The 18349-nt window shown below is 51.9% G+C and carries 13 protein-coding genes and 1 pseudogene; 5 read left to right on the top strand and 9 right to left on the bottom strand.

The genetic code is table 11. The annotated features are described in order from the left end of the window. Positions 1-36 precede the first annotated feature (36 nt). Positions 37-726, top strand: coding sequence for a carbonate dehydratase (gene can, locus OGW44_RS08865; RefSeq protein ID WP_016151733.1), 690 nt, complete (start codon positions 37-39; stop codon positions 724-726). Positions 727-796: 70 nt separating this feature from the next. Here the strand turns inward: can and hpt are convergent, their stop codons facing one another. Then, complete coding sequence (hpt, locus tag OGW44_RS08870) at positions 797-1333, bottom strand: hypoxanthine phosphoribosyltransferase (protein WP_016151732.1); 537 nt, start codon at positions 1331-1333, stop codon at positions 797-799. Positions 1334-1536: 203 nt separating this feature from the next. Between hpt and OGW44_RS08875 the strand changes: the two genes are divergently transcribed. Continuing rightward, a complete protein-coding gene (locus OGW44_RS08875) occupies positions 1537-3927 on the top strand; it encodes a glucose/quinate/shikimate family membrane-bound PQQ-dependent dehydrogenase (protein WP_185654732.1) in 2391 nt (796 codons plus the stop codon). A 34-nt stretch (positions 3928-3961) separates the two neighbouring features. On the opposite strand, the gene OGW44_RS08880 is transcribed toward OGW44_RS08875, so the two are convergent. Continuing rightward, positions 3962-4483, bottom strand: coding sequence for a hypothetical protein (locus tag OGW44_RS08880; RefSeq protein WP_185654733.1), 522 nt, complete (start codon positions 4481-4483; stop codon positions 3962-3964). Between the two features lie 122 nt (positions 4484-4605). After that, complete coding sequence (gene cueO, locus OGW44_RS08885; protein ID WP_185654734.1) at positions 4606-6222, bottom strand: multicopper oxidase CueO; 1617 nt, start codon at positions 6220-6222, stop codon at positions 4606-4608. A 153-nt stretch (positions 6223-6375) separates the two neighbouring features. Between cueO and OGW44_RS08890 the strand changes: the two genes are divergently transcribed. Further along, positions 6376-6723 (top strand): YacC family pilotin-like protein, encoded by a 348-nt coding sequence (locus tag OGW44_RS08890; protein ID WP_003018667.1) that lies wholly within the window; start codon positions 6376-6378, stop codon positions 6721-6723. A gap of 508 nt (positions 6724-7231) precedes the next feature. Here the strand turns inward: OGW44_RS08890 and OGW44_RS08905 are convergent. The 3 genes from OGW44_RS08905 to acnB all read right to left on the bottom strand — a co-directional run bounded on the left by OGW44_RS08905 (position 7232) and on the right by acnB (position 11694). Continuing rightward, complete coding sequence (locus tag OGW44_RS08905) at positions 7232-8446, bottom strand: rhomboid family intramembrane serine protease (RefSeq protein WP_185654735.1); 1215 nt, start codon at positions 8444-8446, stop codon at positions 7232-7234. 113 nt (positions 8447-8559) lie between these two features. Then, positions 8560-8922: a protein YacL gene (gene yacL, locus OGW44_RS08910; protein ID WP_016155706.1), complete on the bottom strand. Its 363-nt coding sequence runs from the start codon at positions 8920-8922 to the stop codon at positions 8560-8562. Between the two features lie 174 nt (positions 8923-9096). After that, positions 9097-11694: a bifunctional aconitate hydratase 2/2-methylisocitrate dehydratase gene (gene acnB, locus OGW44_RS08915; protein WP_185654736.1), complete on the bottom strand. Its 2598-nt coding sequence runs from the start codon at positions 11692-11694 to the stop codon at positions 9097-9099. 447 nt (positions 11695-12141) lie between these two features. On the opposite strand from acnB, the gene OGW44_RS08920 reads away from it, so the two are divergent. Both OGW44_RS08920 and OGW44_RS08925 read left to right on the top strand, forming a co-directional pair. Then, entirely contained in the window at positions 12142-13743 is a 1602-nt protein-coding gene (locus OGW44_RS08920; protein WP_137367166.1) for a DUF3300 domain-containing protein, read from the top strand. Between the two features lie 10 nt (positions 13744-13753). Beyond that, on the top strand, positions 13754-14548 hold the full coding sequence (locus tag OGW44_RS08925; protein WP_185654737.1) for a DUF2950 family protein: 795 nt from the start codon (positions 13754-13756) through the stop codon (positions 14546-14548). Between the two features lie 50 nt (positions 14549-14598). Here the strand turns inward: OGW44_RS08925 and traT are convergent. The 3 genes and pseudogenes from traT to aceF all read right to left on the bottom strand — a co-directional run. Then, positions 14599-14781 (bottom strand): annotated as a pseudogene (traT, locus tag OGW44_RS08930) (complement resistance protein TraT); the annotation flags it as partial. A 67-nt stretch (positions 14782-14848) separates the two neighbouring features. Then, the gene (lpdA, locus tag OGW44_RS08935; protein WP_016155701.1) at positions 14849-16273 is read right to left on the bottom strand and encodes a dihydrolipoyl dehydrogenase; all 1425 of its coding nucleotides are present in this window, start codon (positions 16271-16273) and stop codon (positions 14849-14851) included. Positions 16274-16448: 175 nt separating this feature from the next. Then, entirely contained in the window at positions 16449-18341 is a 1893-nt protein-coding gene (aceF, locus tag OGW44_RS08940) for a pyruvate dehydrogenase complex dihydrolipoyllysine-residue acetyltransferase (RefSeq protein ID WP_016151718.1), read from the bottom strand. Positions 18342-18349: the final 8 nt, after the last annotated feature.

Consider the following 18349-nt stretch of genomic DNA (forward strand, 5'->3'; position numbering starts at 1 on the left):
TATTAGCGCAACGCAATTCAATTGGTTACAGCCTCCATGAAAGACATAGATACACTCATCAGCAACAACGCGCTATGGTCAAAGATGCTGGTAGAAGAGGATCCCGGATTTTTTGAAACGCTGACTCACGCACAAAATCCGCGCTTTTTATGGATTGGATGTTCCGACAGTCGCGTTCCCGCAGAACGTTTAACCGGTCTTGAGCCGGGTGAATTATTTGTTCACCGTAATGTTGCCAATCTGGTTATTCACACCGACCTGAACTGTCTCTCAGTGGTTCAGTATGCGGTGGATGTGCTGGAAGTGGAACATATTATTATTTGCGGCCACTATGGATGTGGTGGCGTACAGGCGGCTATTGAAAATAAAGAACAGGGGCTGATAGATAACTGGTTACTGCATATTCGCGATATCTGGTTTAAACACAGTTCACTGCTGGGCGAAATGCCGCAGGAACGTCGCATTGACACCCTGTGCGAACTGAATGTAATGGAGCAGGTCTACAACTTGGGCCACTCAACCATCATGCGTTCAGCCTGGAAGCGTGGTCAGAAAGTGACCATTCACGGCTGGGCTTACGGTATTCATGATGGCCTGCTGCGCGATCTGGACGTCACCGCCACCAGTCGCGAGACGCTGGAGCAGCGCTATCGCCAGGGGCTGTCTAACCTCAGCCAGAAACATACCAATCACAAGCAGATACCAACAAGCGGCAGCGACGCTTAAGTCGCTTTTCGGCCTGCGGGGAAGTATCGTGCAGGCCGAATAAGCAAAGCGCCATCAGGCGCTCCCGACATTACTCGTCCAGCAGCACCACTTTGCCAACGTACGGCAGATGGCGATAACGCTGGGCATAGTCAATGCCATAGCCGACAACAAACTCATCTGGGATAGAGAATCCGATAAACTCAACCGGAACATCCACTTCACGACGGGTAGGTTTGTCCAGCAGCGTACAAATAGCCAGGGATTTCGGCTCGCGCAGGCTCAGAATCTCACGCACTTTGGACAACGTGTTACCGGAGTCGATGATGTCTTCGACAATCAGCACGTCCTTGCCACGAATGTCTTCATCCAGGTCTTTCAGGATTTTAACATCGCGCGTGGTGGACATTCCGCTGCCATAGCTGGAAGCAGTCATGAAATCGACTTCGTGGGAGACATGCACTTCACGGCACAGGTCGGCCATAAACATAAATGAGCCGCGTAACAGACCAACCAGCACCATATCGCTGCCGCTGTCCTTGTAACGTTCGTTAATCTGACGTCCCAGTTCAGCAATACGCGCTTTGATCTCCGCTTCCGGGATCATGACTTCAACAGTATGTTTCATATCTCTAACCATATGATTTAAAAACAAATCACTCAATGCTAACTTTTAATAAGCCAGCATCTAAGCGCAAGGCACGCAGTATACCAGCAAAAGCATTCATACGCGGCATCTGTTGATAAAGTTCATAATGTGACGTTTATCACGCGTTTTAGCTCCTATAATTAACTGCTATTAAAGAAATAACACCTGTGATGGTATTTTTTATGGCAAATAACAACGTACGTTCTCAACGGCTTATCGTGACCCTGAGCGCCCTGTTTGCGGCACTTTGTGGACTATATCTCCTGATTGGTGGAGGCTGGCTGGTCGCCATCGGTGGCTCCTGGTATTACCCGATCGCGGGCCTTGCCATGCTCGGTGTGGCTCTCCTGCTGTGGCGCAGTAACCGCTCCGCCCTTTGGCTGTATGCCGCCCTGCTTCTCGCCACCATGATTTGGGGCGTCTGGGAAGTCGGCTTTGATTTCTGGGCGCTGACGCCGCGTAGCGACATCCTGGTCTTCTTTGGTATCTGGCTTATCCTTCCTTTCGTCTGGCATCGCCTGATTATCCCTTCCAGTGGCGCAGTAGCGGCGCTGGTGGTGGCCCTGCTGATTAGCGGCGGTATCCTGACCTGGGCTGGCTTCAACGACCCGCAAGAGGTTCACGGCACGCTGAGTGCAGATACCTCTCAGGCCGATGCAATCTCAGCGGTTGCCGACGAGGATTGGCCGGCTTACGGTCGCAATCAGGAAGGTCAACGCTACTCACCGTTAAAACAAATTAACGCTGACAACGTTCATCAGTTGAAAGAAGCCTGGGTATTTCGTACCGGGGATTTAAAACAACCCAACGATCCCGGTGAAATCACCAATGAAGTCACGCCAATAAAAGTGGGGGATACTCTTTATCTGTGTACCGCCCATCAGCGGCTGTTCGCCCTGGATGCGGCCAGCGGGAAAGAGAAGTGGCATTTCGATCCCCAACTCAATACCAATACCAGCTTCCAGCACGTAACCTGTCGCGGCGTTTCTTATCATGAAGCCAGACCGGATACAGCTTCTGCAGAGGTGATGGCCGACTGTCCGCGCCGCATCCTTTTGCCGGTCAATGATGGTCGACTGTTTGCCTTGAATGCCGAGACCGGCAAGCTGTGCGAAACCTTCGCCAATAAAGGTATTTTGAATCTGCAGACCAATATGCCGGATACCTCACCGGGCCTGTACGAACCGACGTCTCCCCCGATAATCACCGATAAAACTATCGTTATTGCCGGGTCGGTAACCGATAACTACTCAACCCGCGAAACATCCGGGGTGATACGTGGTTTTGACGTCAATAACGGCAAGCTTCTGTGGGCGTTTGATCCCGGAGCCAAGGATCCTAATTTCATCCCGTCAGATGAACATACCTTCACCTTTAATTCACCCAACTCTTGGGCGCCTGCGGCCTACGACGCGAAGCTGGATCTGGTGTATCTACCCATGGGCGTTACCACGCCGGATATCTGGGGCGGTAACCGCACACCGGAACAGGAACGTTACGCCAGCGCCATTCTGGCGTTAAATGCCACGACCGGGAAATTGGCCTGGAGCTATCAGACCGTTCACCACGATCTGTGGGATATGGACTTACCGGCGCAGCCAACCCTGGCGAATATCAACGTCAATGGAGAGAAAATTCCGGTCATTTATGCCCCGGCAAAAACCGGTAATATCTTTGTGCTTGACCGCCGTAATGGTGAACTGGTGGTGCCTGCCCCGGAAAAACCGGTGCCGCAAGGTGCAGCCAAAGGTGATTATGTCAGCAAAACCCAGCCGTTCTCCGATCTCAGTTTCCGTCCGCAAAAAGATCTCAGTGGTGCGGATATGTGGGGCGCAACCATGTTTGACCAGTTGGTGTGCCGCGTAATGTTCCACCAGCTGCGCTATGAAGGCATTTTTACCCCGCCTTCAGAGCAAGGCACTCTGGTGTTCCCGGGTAACCTCGGCATGTTCGAATGGGGCGGTATTTCCGTGGATCCCAACCGTCAGATAGCCATTGCCAACCCGATGGCGCTGCCGTTCGTTTCTAAGCTGATCCCACGCGGTCCCGGCAATCCGATGGAGCCGCCGAAAGATGCCAAAGGTACTGGCACGGAGTCCGGTATTCAGCCGCAGTACGGCGTACCATTCGGCGTAACGCTCAATCCGTTCCTTTCACCATTTGGTCTGCCGTGTAAACAGCCAGCATGGGGCTACATTTCCGCCGTAGATCTGAAAACCAATCAAGTGGTATGGAAAAAACGCATTGGCACGCCACAGGACAGCATGCCATTCCCAATGCCGGTTCCGGTGCCGTTCAATATGGGAATGCCGATGCTGGGTGGACCTATCTCCACCGCGGGTAACGTGCTGTTTATAGCTGCGACTGCCGATAACTATCTGCGCGCATACAACATGAGCAACGGTGAAAAACTGTGGCAGGGTCGGCTTCCGGCAGGCGGCCAGGCAACGCCGATGACGTATGAAGTTAACGGTAAGCAATATGTGGTGATATCCGCCGGGGGCCACGGCTCATTTGGCACCAAGATGGGCGATTATATTGTGGCATATGCGTTGCCGGACGACGCGAAGTAAAATGGACAACGCCCGCTAATCAGCGGGCGTTTTTTTATTCAAACTTCAGTGACAGTAACGACGCTTTTGCGGCTTCCTGATACTGAGCCACCAGATCTTTGGTCATATTGAAGGAGACCTGCACCGCTTTCTCGTTTTGCGAGGTAATCAGCAGCATATTGAGAATTTCAGTATCCGGCGCTTGAGAACGGAAAGTAATCAGCCACGCTTTATGTCCATCAACCGTGACAGGTTCCGCCTGCGGCTTGAAATTGGTCAGCATCTTCAGCGTCGCATCCTTTGCCATATCCAACTGAGCGGCAGGCAACGCGTTGCGCCCGGCGGTAATACCTAGAGACGCTTTACCGCGTTCGTCACCGTAAATCACCTGTGGACGGTTTTCAGAAGGGTATTTGATTTTTGCCATTTCGTCCGGCATCGGCGTGAGCGTCTGCGGAATTTCGAGACCTAAATTCAGTTTTGAAATCTGTTGGCGTTCCATCTTCATCGCAGCCTGTGCCGAAACCGCCAGAAGCATAATAAAAGATGCCGTCAGTACTTTACGCAAAAGGGTCATGAATACCTCGTGATGAGTGATTAATCTCATCAGTATATGAATGCCTTTACTCGACGATAGAGTAATAATCCGTTTTTGGAATAAACATTTAGCGGATAGCGCCACCGCTATCCGCTAAATGTTTATACGGTAAAACCGAGCATCATCCCGGTGTCTTCATGCTCTAACAAATGGCAGTGCGCCATATAGGCATGTTCCTTTGGCGCGTCGTGGTCAAATTTCACCAGCACCTCGCTCACGCCGCCCTCTACCCGCACCGTATCTTTCCATCCCGCGCGGTGCGCAGCAGGCGCTTTGCCATTTTCAGACAGAATACGGAACTGCGTGCCGTGAATGTGGAACGGATGCAGCATCATGTCGCCCTGACCGGAAATCACCCAGCGTTCGTGTTGACCTTTCGCCGCGGCAAACATCGGTTTATTCATATCAAACGCCTGACCATTAATCCGGTTGGCATTATGGAAATCGAATGTTCCATGCTTCATGTTGCCCATGTCGCCATGTTGCATATTCCCCATCTCACCGTGGTTCATATTGCCATGCTTCATGCTCCCGTGGCCCATATTGTCATTATTCATATGGCCCATCATCTTGCCATGATCCATACCCGCCATAGCCTGAGCGCCGTACTTCTTCATCAACATTTGCATGCCCATCATGTCGAGCATTGGGTCCATCGATAATTGCAGTTTGCGCACCGTCAGCCCCTCAAGCGATGGCAGCGCCGGCATGGATGTCAGCGTATCCGGTAACGTGCCGGAAGCGGTAATCAGCAGCGGCTGAACGCGCATCACCGGATGCGGCTTATCAAATGGCGCAATCGCCATGCCCATCTGACCCACAGGCAGAGTGACCAGATCAAACGCTTTACCGTCGCTCACATCCACCAGCACTTCAAAGCGTTCGCCCATCAGCATAGGAAGTTCGGTTACTTTTACTGGCTCCGCCAACAGTCCGCCGTCGCTGGCAATAACGTACAAAGGACGATTGTCGCTGGCCGCGATATTCAGTGAGCGTGCGTTACAACCATTTAGCAGACGCAGACGCAGCCAACCGCGCGGTGCAGCATGCTGAGGATAAATCGCCCCATTGGTCAGCAGCGTATCGCCAAACCAACCGACGGCAGCGGTCATGATGTCCAGTTGATAGTTAACCTGACCATCAGCAGAGAACTGTTTATCCTGAATAATCACCGGCACATCATCAATGCCCCACTGCTTAGGCAGCAGCAGCTTGCGAATCTCTTCATCTTCAATCAGCACCAGTCCGGCCAGGCCCATCGCCACCTGATGACCAGTCTTCCCATGCTGATGCGGGTGGAACCAGCAGGTTGCCGCGCGCTGATCCGGTGTGAAGGTCACAGAACGTTTCCCACCCGCCGGAATAATACCTTGCGGGCCACCGTCGACTTCACCGGGGATTTCCAGCCCGTGCCAGTGCAACGTCGTCTCTTCGGCAAGCTGGTTATGGATATCCACCGTCACCGATTGCCCTTTACTCAGCTTGACCGCCGGCCCGAGCAAACTGCCGTTATATCCCCAGGTCGTGGCTGTTTTACCGGCAAAACTCGACTGTCCGGCTTGCACGATCAGCTGCATACGGTTAGAGGCATCTGCGGTTAACAGGTCTGGAATGGGTAATGCGGGACGGTCTGCAGCAAATACGCTCCGGCTCCACAGAGGTAACGCTGACGCGACGCCCAGCGCCACGGAGTACTTTAAAAAGTCACGACGTTGCATAATCACTTCCTTATATTCAGCAGCTTAAGCAGGCTATCTTTTAAGCATAAGCCCTCCCCTTACGGGAAGGTCAAGTAAACGGCTAATAATAAAGGTCGTCGCTTCGCTCGCAGTGTGCTAACGTTTAAATTCCGTGATGCAGTGGTAGAAGCAATGAAGACGTTTTTCAGAACCGTTTTGTTCGGCAGCCTGATGGCCGTATGCGCAAACAGCTACGCGCTTAGTGAGTCCGAAGCCGAAGATATGGCCGATTTAACGGCAGTTTTTGTTTTTCTGAAAAATGACTGTGGATACCAGAATTTGCCAAATGGGCAGATTCGTCGCGCACTGGTCTTTTTTGCCCAGCAAAACCAGTGGGACCTGAGCAATTACGACACCTTCAATATGAAAGCGTTGGGTGAAGACAGCTACCGCGACCTCAGCGGTATAGGCATCCCAACGGCCAAGAAATGCAAAGCGCTGGCACGTGACTCCCTGAGCCTGTTGGCTTACGTTAAATAGCCTCTATCCACTGAAACGTCTATTGAAACAATGACTGGGCATTCCCTGTCATTGTTTACTTTGGATCACCAAGATCACATCATTTTTGAAAACGAAGATTTTGGCTGCTGGATGACGTGGTGCAAATCACCGAGCGCGATGAGTTTATGAATCATGAAATGATGGCCCACGTTCCTGTATTGGCCCATAGCCATGCCAGGAATATGCTGATTATCAGGAGGGGGGACGACGCTATACCGAGTGAAGTACCACGTTCGCGACTTCACCTACGACGTGAACAAGGAAAATATCTTTCATACTAAGATTTTACTGAAAGAAATCTACCTTCAGCACTGCACGTCCCATACTGAACCGAAAGAGTTTAGAGAAGAGGAACCTAATGTCATCACCGGTCTGCTCTGGAGAGAGATACGCGAAATCTACTCCCCCCATAATATACAAGTAATTTTATCTAACTTCACATTCAGACACCGATTTTCAACACAGGTCTTGTGACAAAAATTGTTTATTACCACCGACGACAAATTGTAGTTCTGCACCGCTCTAAAGAAACAGCATTAAATATTAATTCAGGGATATTCTCAAATATTTTACTAGAGTTATCATTCACGATCACTGATTCGTTAAATTGATGTTCAGCTTCAAAATATTTTTTGATATCTACAGATGAATTTGGATAATTTTTAAAAGAAATATTAACAAGTTTTTGTCGGGCCACGCAATAATTACTAATTATTTCTATACTATGTTTTTCAGTTTCACTTATCTTTTCAGAACGCAGATCCTCAGTAATATTTATACAATTATTCAAATCCTCTTCAATACGCTCTTTAATTCTTAAGCCATATTTATAAAACAACCCCCTCATTTTTTCACAGTCGATTAGTTCAGATCGAACAATACTTCCGCTTTCAACACTAGCATCAACACATTGGTTAAAAAATCTAAAATCTATCGGTTGGTCTGGGGCACCCTCTCGCATGTCTTTCACAATAAACTCTAATCTAGAAAGTCGAACGAACTTAATATTCTCAGGAATTGAATATTTAGCAAGCACAGCACCTTCAACTATACACACTGTCATGATCAGAATTATTGAAACCTTGCCTGGTTTTTTAAAAAAATGGGTCTTCCCATCTACACTTAGGGCACCTAAGACGAACCCAGTAACAAAACCACCCAAATGTGCCATGTTATCTACAGGCAGAAATAATCCTAAACATATTACAATAATAACATTGGTGAAAATTTTAGAAAATGGAAGCTCGATCTTGTTACACAATCCAAAAGCTAGCAAATAGCCGGTAATACCAAGAATGGCTCCTGATGCTCCACAACTAACTATCAACTCATATCGATGAACTACAGCACTTAATATCCCTCCAGCGATACCAGATAACATATAGACAGCAATAAAAACTCTACGTGAAAACATGTTTTCAAACAAAAAACCAATCCCAAGTAGTGCAATCATATTAGAGAAAAAATGAAAAATACTTAAATGCATAAACATGCTACTTAAAAGTCTCCAGTATTCACCTGATAGGGTTAACGGAGACGCATTCCCTCCCCATGCAATGATGAATGAGGATGCTTGATATAAATTAAACGCCCGCGAATCCAAATAAGCCGAAAAAACAAAGAAAACAAAATTAACAAAAACAAGAACCGCAGTAACAGCCCATTTACTATTTTTAAACCCACTTATCTTTAGATAACTCATGATTGATAATCCCTGATTCTGATTTACTTTCATCCATAAAATTTAGACATCTTGTTAATTCACAAGATGTCTAAATTTAAAACCTCCCAGTTAATTACACAACCCTAAGAAGATCATTTTTGCTTTAAAAATTCACGATAAGCCGCCACGACCTGAAGAAAGTCCTCTACGCCGCAGAGTGAAAAGCTCTCTTCGTCGTAGTAGCTCATCCCCTCTTCCATTTCATCTCCGGAGAATTCCAGCTGATTGGCGCGCACCATCACCTCTTCACCATCCAGCCAGAGCGTGTATTCATGCCCTGCTCGCTGCCAGGAGCGCTCACTGCCCTTCACCGCATGCGCCGCCTGTTCCACTTCATCAAGTAAGGCCAGGTTCTCTTTCACTTCTTCGTTAAACCAGTGCCCCACCACCTCGTGGCCCATGGACATACGCACTTTTACCACTCCGGTAATATCGCGCAGAAATTCGTAATCCATAATGTCTTCCTCTGCTCCCGGCAATGCGCCAATACCGCATTGCACCTTGCTGTAATTATCGCAGCAGCGCGGCAGAAAAAAAGCGTAGCGGGTATAAGGAATAGAAATAAAAATGCCCGGAGAAGCAGACTTCTCCGGGCATTGATGCGTTTTTACACAAATCGCGTTTGCGTATTACACCGCGGTCTGGAAAATCACACCATCGGCTTTCTCAGTATACTGAGACAGCTGGTCGAAGTTCAGATAACGGTAAGTATCCACCGCCGTCTTATCAACCTGCGCCACATAGGCCTGATATTCTTCCGCCGTCGGCAGTTTGCCAATCAGCGCCGCAACCGCCGCCAGCTCCGCAGAAGCCAGGTAGACGTTCGCCCCGGTACCTAAACGGTTCGGGAAGTTACGGGTAGAGGTCGAAACCACCGTTGCGCCGTCAGCCACACGCGCCTGGTTACCCATGCACAGCGAACAGCCTGGGATCTCAATACGCGCACCGCTCTTACCAAACACGCTGTAGTAGCCTTCTTCGGTCAGCTGCGCCGCATCCATACGGGTTGGCGGAGCCACCCACAGACGCGTCGGCAACTGGCCTTTGTGTGCATCCAGCAGTTTACCCGCTGCACGGAAGTGGCCGATGTTAGTCATGCAGGAGCCAATGAAGACTTCATCGATCTTCTCGCCCTGCACGTCAGACAGCAGACGCGCGTCGTCCGGATCGTTCGGTGCACACAGGATTGGCTCTTTGATATCCGCCAGATCGATGTCGATCACTGCCGCGTATTCTGCGTCAGAGTCGGCTTCCAGCAATTGCGGATCCGCCAGCCATTTTTCCATCCCCTGCACACGGCGCTCCAGCGTACGGCGATCGCCGTAACCTTCAGCGATCATCCACTTCAGCAGAACGATGTTAGAGTTCAGATACTCAACGATCGGCTCTTTGTTCAGTTTGATGGTACAACCAGCAGCGGAACGTTCAGCGGAGGCATCGGTCAGTTCGAACGCCTGCTCCACTTTCAGATCCGGCAGACCTTCGATTTCGAGGATGCGGCCAGAGAAGATGTTTTTCTTACCTTTCTTCTCAACGGTCAGCAGACCCTGTTTGATCGCGTACAGCGGAATGGCGTGTACCAGATCGCGCAGGGTAATCCCCGGCTGCATTTTGCCTTTGAAACGCACCAGAACGGATTCCGGCATATCCAGCGGCATCACGCCGGTCGCAGCAGCAAACGCCACCAGGCCAGAACCCGCCGGGAAGGAGATACCAATCGGGAAACGAGTATGGGAGTCACCGCCGGTGCCGACGGTATCCGGCAACAGCATGCGGTTCAGCCAGGAGTGGATTACGCCATCCCCCGGACGCAGCGACACGCCGCCACGGTTCATGATGAAGTCCGGCAGAGTGTGGTGCGTGGTCACGTCAACCGGCTTCGGATACGCGGCAGTGTGACAGAAGGACTGCATCACCAGGTCAGCAGAGAAGCCCAGGCACGCCAGGTCTTTCAGTTCATCACGGGTCATCGGGCCGGTGGTATCCTGAGAACCCACGGAGGTCATCTTCGGTTCGCAGTACGCGCCCGGACGGATACCTTTCACGCCGCAGGCGCGGCCCACCATTTTCTGCGCCAGAGAGAAGCCGCGGCTGCTTTCCGCCACGTCTTTCGCCTGACGGAATACGTCGCTGTGCGGCAGTCCCAGCGCTTCGCGCGCTTTGGTGGTCAGGCCACGACCGATGATCAGCGGAATACGGCCACCAGCGCGCACTTCGTCGATCAGCACATCAGTTTTCAGCTCAAAGCTTGCCAGCAATTCGCCGGTTTCGTGGTTACGCACTTCTCCTTTGAACGGGTAAACGTCAATCACGTCGCCCATGTTCATGTTCGAAACGTCCACTTCGATTGGCAGTGCGCCCGCATCTTCCATGGTATTGAAGAAGATCGGTGCAATTTTGCCGCCGAGACACAGACCGCCGCCGCGCTTGTTCGGTACATGAGGGATATCATCGCCCATGAACCACAGTACGGAGTTGGTTGCAGATTTACGCGAAGAGCCGGTACCAACAACGTCACCCACATAAGCCAGCGGGTAGCCTTTTTTCTGCAGTTCTTCAATCTGTTTGATCGGGCCTACCGCGCCCGGCTGGTCCGGTTCAATACCTTCACGGGCGTTTTTCAGCATCGCCAGCGCGTGCAGAGGGATATCCGGGCGAGACCATGCGTCCGGTGCCGGCGAGAGGTCATCGGTGTTGGTTTCACCCGTCACTTTAAACACGGTAACGGTGATTTTTTTAGCCAGAGCTGGACGGTTCAGGAACCATTCGGCATCGGCCCAGGACTGCATTACCTGCTTCGCATATTCGTTGCCCGCTTTGGCTTTTTCTTCTACATCGTAGAAGTTATCGAACATCAGCAGCGTTGAGGAGAGCGCTTTGGCGGCAATCGGCGCCAGTTTTGCGTCGTCAAGCGCGTCGATCAGCGGATGAATGTTGTAACCACCCTGCATAGTGCCCAGCAGTTCAATGGCTTTTTCTGGAGTCACCAGCGGGGAGGTGGTGTCGCCTTTCGCGACGGCAGCGAGAAAACCCGCTTTAATATAAGCGGCTTCATCTACGCCAGGAGGAACGCGGTTGATCAACAGGTCTAACAGGAATTCTTCTTCGCCCACAGGCGGGGTCTTCAGCAGCTCGACAAGTGCGGCCATTTGGGTTGCGTCTAACGGTTTTGGCACAATCCCCTGGGCAGCACGCTCAGCTACGTGCTTACGGTATTCTTCTAGCACGACGATATCTCCTCGCTCTCATTGTCATAATGCGGCGCTTTTGTAGATGGGCGATTCTCTTCACGCTCCTGTGAGACAGTAGTTAGTAGGGTAAATGCCCGGTACCGCGTAAGGCACAATAACAGGATTTTCATTAAGTGTTAATCCGTTTACAAAAAAGCAACATAAAAAATTGGCTGAATCGTTAAGAATGGTGTAGCGACAAGGCGGGGCGTAATTTAGGCTCCCTAAAAACGATGTGAAACGGTTGATTTTCAAGCGCGATATGCTGAATATTCCAGCGATTTTTCAGCCATCAGATATAATTGTGTAATAAATCGTCACACTCTTTTTCCGGACCTGCCGGGTGAATCCCCAATAAAAGTCAAAACTATCTAACACGGGTGAATAATACTCGCGGCAACAGAACGCCTCACGGCACAGCGCTTGTCTCGTTGGAGTCATTTTATGAAGTTGCCCTTTAAGCCACATCTGCTTGTCCTTCTGTGCAGTGCCGGGCTGTTTGCCGCCTCTGGCGTGATGTTCGTTAAAAGTCGCGCAACGGAGCCAGCAGCTCCAGCCCCCGTCGCACAGCAACCGTCCGCACCGGCTCCAGCTCCCGTAGCGGCCCCTGCCCCGGCCGATCAACCAGCGCCCACCGCAGCCCCTACGTACACATCGGCACAAATCGATCAGTGGGTTGCGCCTATCGCGCTCTATCCGGATTCACTGCTGTCGCAAATTTTGATGGCCTCAACCTACCCGGCCAACGTCATCCAGGCCGCGCAGTGGTCAAAAGACAATCCCAAAATGCAGGGTGATGCCGCCATTCAGGCCGTTGCCAGCCAACCCTGGGATCCCAGCGTGAAATCGCTGGTGGCGTTTCCACAGCTGATGTCGCTGATGGGTGAAAATCCGCCGTGGGTACAGAGCCTAGGCGATGCATTCCTTGCGCAGCCGAAAGAGGTTATGGATTCCGTTCAACGCCTGCGTGCGCTGGCGCAACAGACCGGAGCATTGCAATCAACACCGCAGCAGACTGTTACCACCGTGGCCAAAGCAGCTCCGGCTAAAACCGTTACCAGCGAGTCAACGACCACAACAGCCACGACCGCCGCCTCAGCAAGCCCAACGGTAATCAAAATTGAATCCGCCGACCCGCAGGTAGTTTACGTTCCCACCTATAACCCAAATACGGTTTACGGTACCTGGCCGAACACCGCCTATCCGCCAACCTATCTACCGCCAACGCCCGGCGAGCAGTTTGGCAACAGCTTCGTTAACGGTTTAGGCTTCAGCCTCGGCGTCGCCACAACTTATGCCATCTTCAGCAATATTGACTGGGATGACGACGATGACTGGGATCACCATCATAACGATGACTGGGATAACCATGGCGGCTATAACCGCAACGGTGATAACAACATCAATATCAACGTTGATAACTTCAATAAAATCAGTGGACAGCGTCTGACGGATGCCAACCGTACCTGGCAGCACAACCCGGCCTATCGCGAAGGGGTGCCGTACCCTAATAGCCAGCTCAATAACCGCTTCCACTCCACTAACACGGCTACGGGCCTAAGTTCAACCCAGCAAAGACCGGTCAACCGTGATAGCCAGCGTCAGGCAGCGTTGAGCCAGATGGAAAAATCAACGGGGAAAACCTTCCCCCAGACGGCGCGTACGGGAACGAAAGACGCCCAGCGTCAGGCATCCAGCCAACAGCTTAAGCAAATTTCCCAGCGTAATAACTACCGTGGTTACGATAGCAAACCGCAAACGGCAAAACGGGCAAACACTCAGCAACATGAACATCGCCAGGCCGCCACTCAGCGACAAGAGAAACGGGTCACGCAACCAGCGCAGCAACGCAACGTGCAGCAGCGCAATCTTCAACAGCGGACTAGCCAGCCGCGGGCCAATGCGCTGAGCGGCAACGACAGTCGCTCCGCCAGTTGGCAGGCGCAGCAGCAGCGAGGGGCTCAAAGCAGGCAGGTCGCCCGCAACCAGCCATCTCGCCAGCTATCCGGCGACCGTGCTGAACACCGTGAATTCCGTCATCGTTAAGGGAACCGACATGAAAAATAAACTACTCAGTGGAATGGTGTTATTCATGGTTTCGACCACCGCGATGGCACAGCAATCCTTCAGCGCACCAGACCAGGCGACCGATGCCCTGGCAACCGCGATAAGCGAGCAGAATGAAAGCGCGATGAACAACCTGCTCGGGGAAAACTGGCGCGAGTTTCTGCCACCGGAAGGCGTCGATCCTGATGCGGTTGATCGCTTCCTGCGCGACTGGAAGGTCCGCCATAATACCGTCATCGACGGCAATAGCGCGCACCTGGTGGTCGGGGACAGCGACTGGCAACTGCCGATCCCGGTTGTTAAAACCGCTTCCGGCTGGCAATTTGATATCAAGGAAGCGGCTGAAGAGATCCTGACCCGAGAGATTGGGCGCAACGAACTTGCCGCTATTGAAGCATTACACGCCTATGTAGATGCTCAGCAAAGCTACTTTGCGATGAACCAAAAATACGCGCAAAAGATTGTCAGTTCTGAAGGGAAAAAAGATGGTCTGTACTGGCCTGTTTCGCCCGGCGAAGCGCCAAGCCCGCTTGGCCCGGCCTTTAGTCCGCAGGAGCCTGGCACGGGCTATCACGGCTATCGTTTCCGTATCCTTCCCGATAAAACCAGCGGCTTTGCGATGGTTGCCTGGCCCGTCAGCTACGATCACACTGGCGTTATGAGTTTTATGATTAACGGTGATGATAAAGTCTATCAGGCCGATCTCGGCGCTGATGCACAGCAGAAAGCCGAGGCGTTAACCGCATATCATCTGGATAAAAACTGGCAGCCCGTAGCGCCCTGAATGCCAGTCAAATAGTGAGTTGACCGGGGCTCCGGCCAACTCACGAGAGATTACAGGATGTTAGCGACGGATTTCGCCAGCTGCGCTTCCAGAACCGGTTTCGCTTCTTCGAACTTCAGGTTCACTTTGTTGGAATTAGACACGACGCGGGTCTGGTATTTTGCGCGATCGCCCTGCGCGCTGCTGGTTTGCAGCTTGATACCGGACGTGCCCTGGCGCAGTGCGGCAACGTTACCAAAACTGGTAGCTTTCAGGCAAAAAAAACGCCTCCGAAGAGGCGTTTTCACAAAAGCGGGAAGATTACTTTTTCTTCGCTTTCGGGTTTGGCAGGTCGGTGATGCTACCTTCGAACACTTCTGCCGCCAGGCCCACAGACTCGTGCAGAGTCGGGTGCGCGTGGATGGTCAGCGCGATGTCTTCAGCATCACAACCCATTTCGATCGCCAGACCGATTTCACCCAGAAGCTCGCCGCCGTTGGTACCGACAATCGCACCACCGATAACACGGTGAGATTCTTTGTCGAAAATCAGTTTAGTCATACCGTCTGCGCAGTCGGAAGCGATAGCACGACCAGAAGCAGCCCACGGGAAGGTGGCGGTCTCAAAGCTGATGCCTTTCTCTTTCGCTTCTTTCTCAGTCAGGCCAACCCATGCAACTTCTGGTTCAGTGTATGCGATGGATGGGATAACTTTCGGATCGAAGTAGTGTTTCTTACCGGCGATAACTTCAGCGGCAACGTGACCTTCGTGAACACCTTTGTGCGCCAGCATCGGCTGACCGACGATATCGCCGATAGCAAAGATGTGCGGCACGTTGGTGCGCAGCTGTTTGTCAACGCGGATGAAGCCACGGTCATCAACTTCCACGCCAGCTTTACCCGCGTCGAGGTTTTTGCCGTTCGGTACACGACCGATAGCCACCAGCACTGCATCGTAACGCTGAGCTTCAGCAGGCGCTTTTTTGCCTTCCATGGAAACGTAGATACCGTCTTCTTTCGCTTCAACGGCGGTTACTTTGGTTTCCAGCATCAGGTTGAATTTCTTGCTGATGCGTTTGGTAAAGACTTTAACCACGTCTTTATCGGCAGCCGGGATAACCTGGTCGAACATTTCAACCACGTCGATCTCTGAACCCAGCGCATGGTACACGGTACCCATTTCCAGACCGATGATACCGCCGCCCATTACCAGCAGGCGCTTAGGAACAGTTTTCAGTTCCAGTGCATCGGTGGAATCCCACACGCGCGGATCTTCATGCGGAATGAATGGCAGTTCGATCGGACGGGAACCCGCCGCGATGATCGCGTTGTCAAAGTTGATCACGGTTTTGCCGTTTTCACCTTCAACTTCCAGGGTGTTCGCCCCGGTAAATTTACCCAGACCGTTAACCACTTTCACTTTACGGCCTTTGGCCATACCCGCCAGACCGCCGGTCAGTTGAGTGATAACTTTTTCTTTCCAGGTACGAATCTTGTCGATATCGGTTTTCGGCTCGCCAAAAACGATACCGTGTTCAGCCAGCGCTTTGGCTTCTTCGATAACTTTTGCTACGTGCAGCAGCGCTTTAGAAGGGATACAGCCGACGTTCAGACAAACACCACCGAGGGTGCTGTAACGTTCTACGATGACGGTCTCCAGACCTAAATCTGCGCAACGGAAGGCAGCAGAGTAACCTGCAGGGCCTGCCCCAAGTACCACGACCTGAGTTTTGATTTCAGTGCTCATCATGACCTCTTAATTTATACCCGTCGTCCACCGGGTCGTTCTATCCGCCCGTATTTTACAAAATTGTTAACAATTTTGAAACAACAAACGGCAACCGATTTGTCTTTCGCACAATAACCTCACTGACTTCATGAGATTACCAGAAAAAAGCCGGCCGTCGGGCCGGCTTTTTCGCTTACATCACCAGGCGGCGAATGTCAGACAGCATGTTGTTGATGATGGTGATAAAGCGCGCACCATCAGCACCGTCGATTACGCGGTGGTCGAAGGAGAGCGAAATCGGCATCATCAGACGCGGCATAAACTCTTTACCGTTCCACACTGGCTCCATAGAGGACTTGGAGACACCGAGGATAGCCACTTCCGGCGCGTTCACAATCGGCGCGAAGTGGGTCGTACCCAGGCCACCGATGCTGGAGATGGTGAAGCAACCGCCCTGCATTTCGCCAGCGGTCAGCTTGCCATCACGCGCTTTCTTGGAGATGGTGGTCAGTTCACGAGACAGCTCGGTAATGCTCTTCTTGTTCACGTCTTTGAAGACCGGAACAACCAGACCATTCGGCGTATCCACCGCGACACCGATGTTGATGTATTTTTTCAGGGTCAGACGCTGACCGTCTTCAGACAGAGAGCTGTTGAAGCGCGGCATCTGTTCCAGAGCGGCGGCAACGGCTTTCATGATGAAGACCACTGGCGTGAATTTCACATCCAGTTTACGTTTTTCAGCTTCGGCGTTCTGCTGTTTACGGAACGCTTCCAGATCGGTGATATCGGTCTTGTCGAAGTGAGTAACGTGCGGGATCATCACCCAGTTACGGCTCAGGTTAGCACCAGAGATTTTCTGGATACGGCCCAGTTCCACTTCTTCGATTTCACCAAACTTGCTGAAGTCCACTTTCGGCCAAGGCAGCATGCCCGGAATACCGCCGCCTGCCGCTGCCGGAGCAGCTTCAGCACGCTTGATAGCGTCTTTCACGTAAGCCTGAACGTCTTCACGCAGGATACGACCTTTACGGCCAGAACCTTTCACTTTCGCCAGGTTTACACCGAACTCGCGCGCCAGGCGACGAATCAGAGGTGTTGCATGAACGTAAGCGTCGTTCTCAGCGAACTCAGATTTACCTTCCGCTTTCGCGGCCGGAGCTGCGGCTGGTTTAGCAGCCTGAGCCGGTGCAGCTGCAGAGGCTGGAGCAGCCGCGGCAGCTGGAGCGGCAGCAGGTGCTGCGCCTTCAACTTCGAAGATCATAATCAGAGAACCGGTTTTGACTTTGTCGCCGGTGCTGATTTTGATTTCTTTCACGGTGCCCGCGAACGGTGCCGGAACTTCCATCGACGCTTTATCGCCTTCAACGGTAATCAGTGACTGCTCAGCGGCAATTTTATCGCCCACTTTAACCATCACTTCAGTGACTTCAACTTCGTCACCGCCGATATCCGGAACGTTAACCTCTTTCGAGCCAGAAGCTGCCGGAGCCGCCGCTGCTGCTGGAGCTGCCGCCTGAGCCGGTGCTGCAGCAGGCGCTGCGCCTGCAACTTCGAAGACCATAATCAGAGAACCGGTAGACACTTTGTCGCCCGTGTTGATTTTGATCTCTTTAACGGTGCCCGCGAACGGCGCCGGAACTTCCATCGACGCTTTATCGCCTTCAACAGTGATCAGAGACTGTTCAGCCGCAACGGTGTCGCCCACTTTAACCATAACCTCGGTAACTTCGACTTCGTCACCGCCGATGTCCGGTACGTGTACTTCTTTCGCCGCTGCCGCAGCAGGTGCTGCTGCCGGAGCGGCTTCTTTCTTCTCTTCTGCCGGAGCAGGTGCAGCGGCTGCTGCACCATCGGCGGAATCGAAAATCATGATCAGTTTGCCGGTCTCAGTTTTGTCGCCAACAGAGACTTTGATCTCTTTAACGATACCTGCCTGAGGAGACGGAACTTCCATAGAGGCTTTGTCGCCTTCTACGGTGATCAGCGACTGTTCAGCTTCAACTTTGTCGCCCACTTTGACCAGGATCTCGGTGATTTCAACTTCATCAGCCCCGATGTCCGGTACATTGATTTCGATAGCCATTATTCTTT

The organism is Citrobacter sp. Cb023 (assembly GCF_030336805.1).
GTDB classification, from domain to species: Bacteria; Pseudomonadota; Gammaproteobacteria; order Enterobacterales; family Enterobacteriaceae; genus Citrobacter; species Citrobacter braakii.

Excerpts from the sequence above, each read along its gene's own strand:
- cueO (WP_185654734.1), bottom strand. The coding sequence starts at position 6,222 with ATGCAACGTCGTGACTTTTTAAAGTACTCCGTGGCGCTGGGCGTCGCG.
- OGW44_RS08875 (WP_185654732.1), top strand. The coding sequence starts at position 1,537 with ATGGCAAATAACAACGTACGTTCTCAACGGCTTATCGTGACCCTGAGC.
- OGW44_RS08880 (WP_185654733.1), bottom strand. The coding sequence starts at position 4,483 with ATGACCCTTTTGCGTAAAGTACTGACGGCATCTTTTATTATGCTTCTG.
- OGW44_RS08920 (WP_137367166.1), top strand. The coding sequence starts at position 12,142 with ATGAAGTTGCCCTTTAAGCCACATCTGCTTGTCCTTCTGTGCAGTGCC.
- OGW44_RS08905 (WP_185654735.1), bottom strand. The coding sequence starts at position 8,446 with ATGAGTTATCTAAAGATAAGTGGGTTTAAAAATAGTAAATGGGCTGTT.
- lpdA (WP_016155701.1), bottom strand. The coding sequence starts at position 16,273 with ATGAGCACTGAAATCAAAACTCAGGTCGTGGTACTTGGGGCAGGCCCT.
- can (WP_016151733.1), top strand. The coding sequence starts at position 37 with ATGAAAGACATAGATACACTCATCAGCAACAACGCGCTATGGTCAAAG.
- OGW44_RS08925 (WP_185654737.1), top strand. The coding sequence starts at position 13,754 with ATGAAAAATAAACTACTCAGTGGAATGGTGTTATTCATGGTTTCGACC.
- OGW44_RS08890 (WP_003018667.1), top strand. The coding sequence starts at position 6,376 with ATGAAGACGTTTTTCAGAACCGTTTTGTTCGGCAGCCTGATGGCCGTA.
- hpt (WP_016151732.1), bottom strand. The coding sequence starts at position 1,333 with ATGAAACATACTGTTGAAGTCATGATCCCGGAAGCGGAGATCAAAGCG.
- aceF (WP_016151718.1), bottom strand. The coding sequence starts at position 18,341 with ATGGCTATCGAAATCAATGTACCGGACATCGGGGCTGATGAAGTTGAA.
- yacL (WP_016155706.1), bottom strand. The coding sequence starts at position 8,922 with ATGGATTACGAATTTCTGCGCGATATTACCGGAGTGGTAAAAGTGCGT.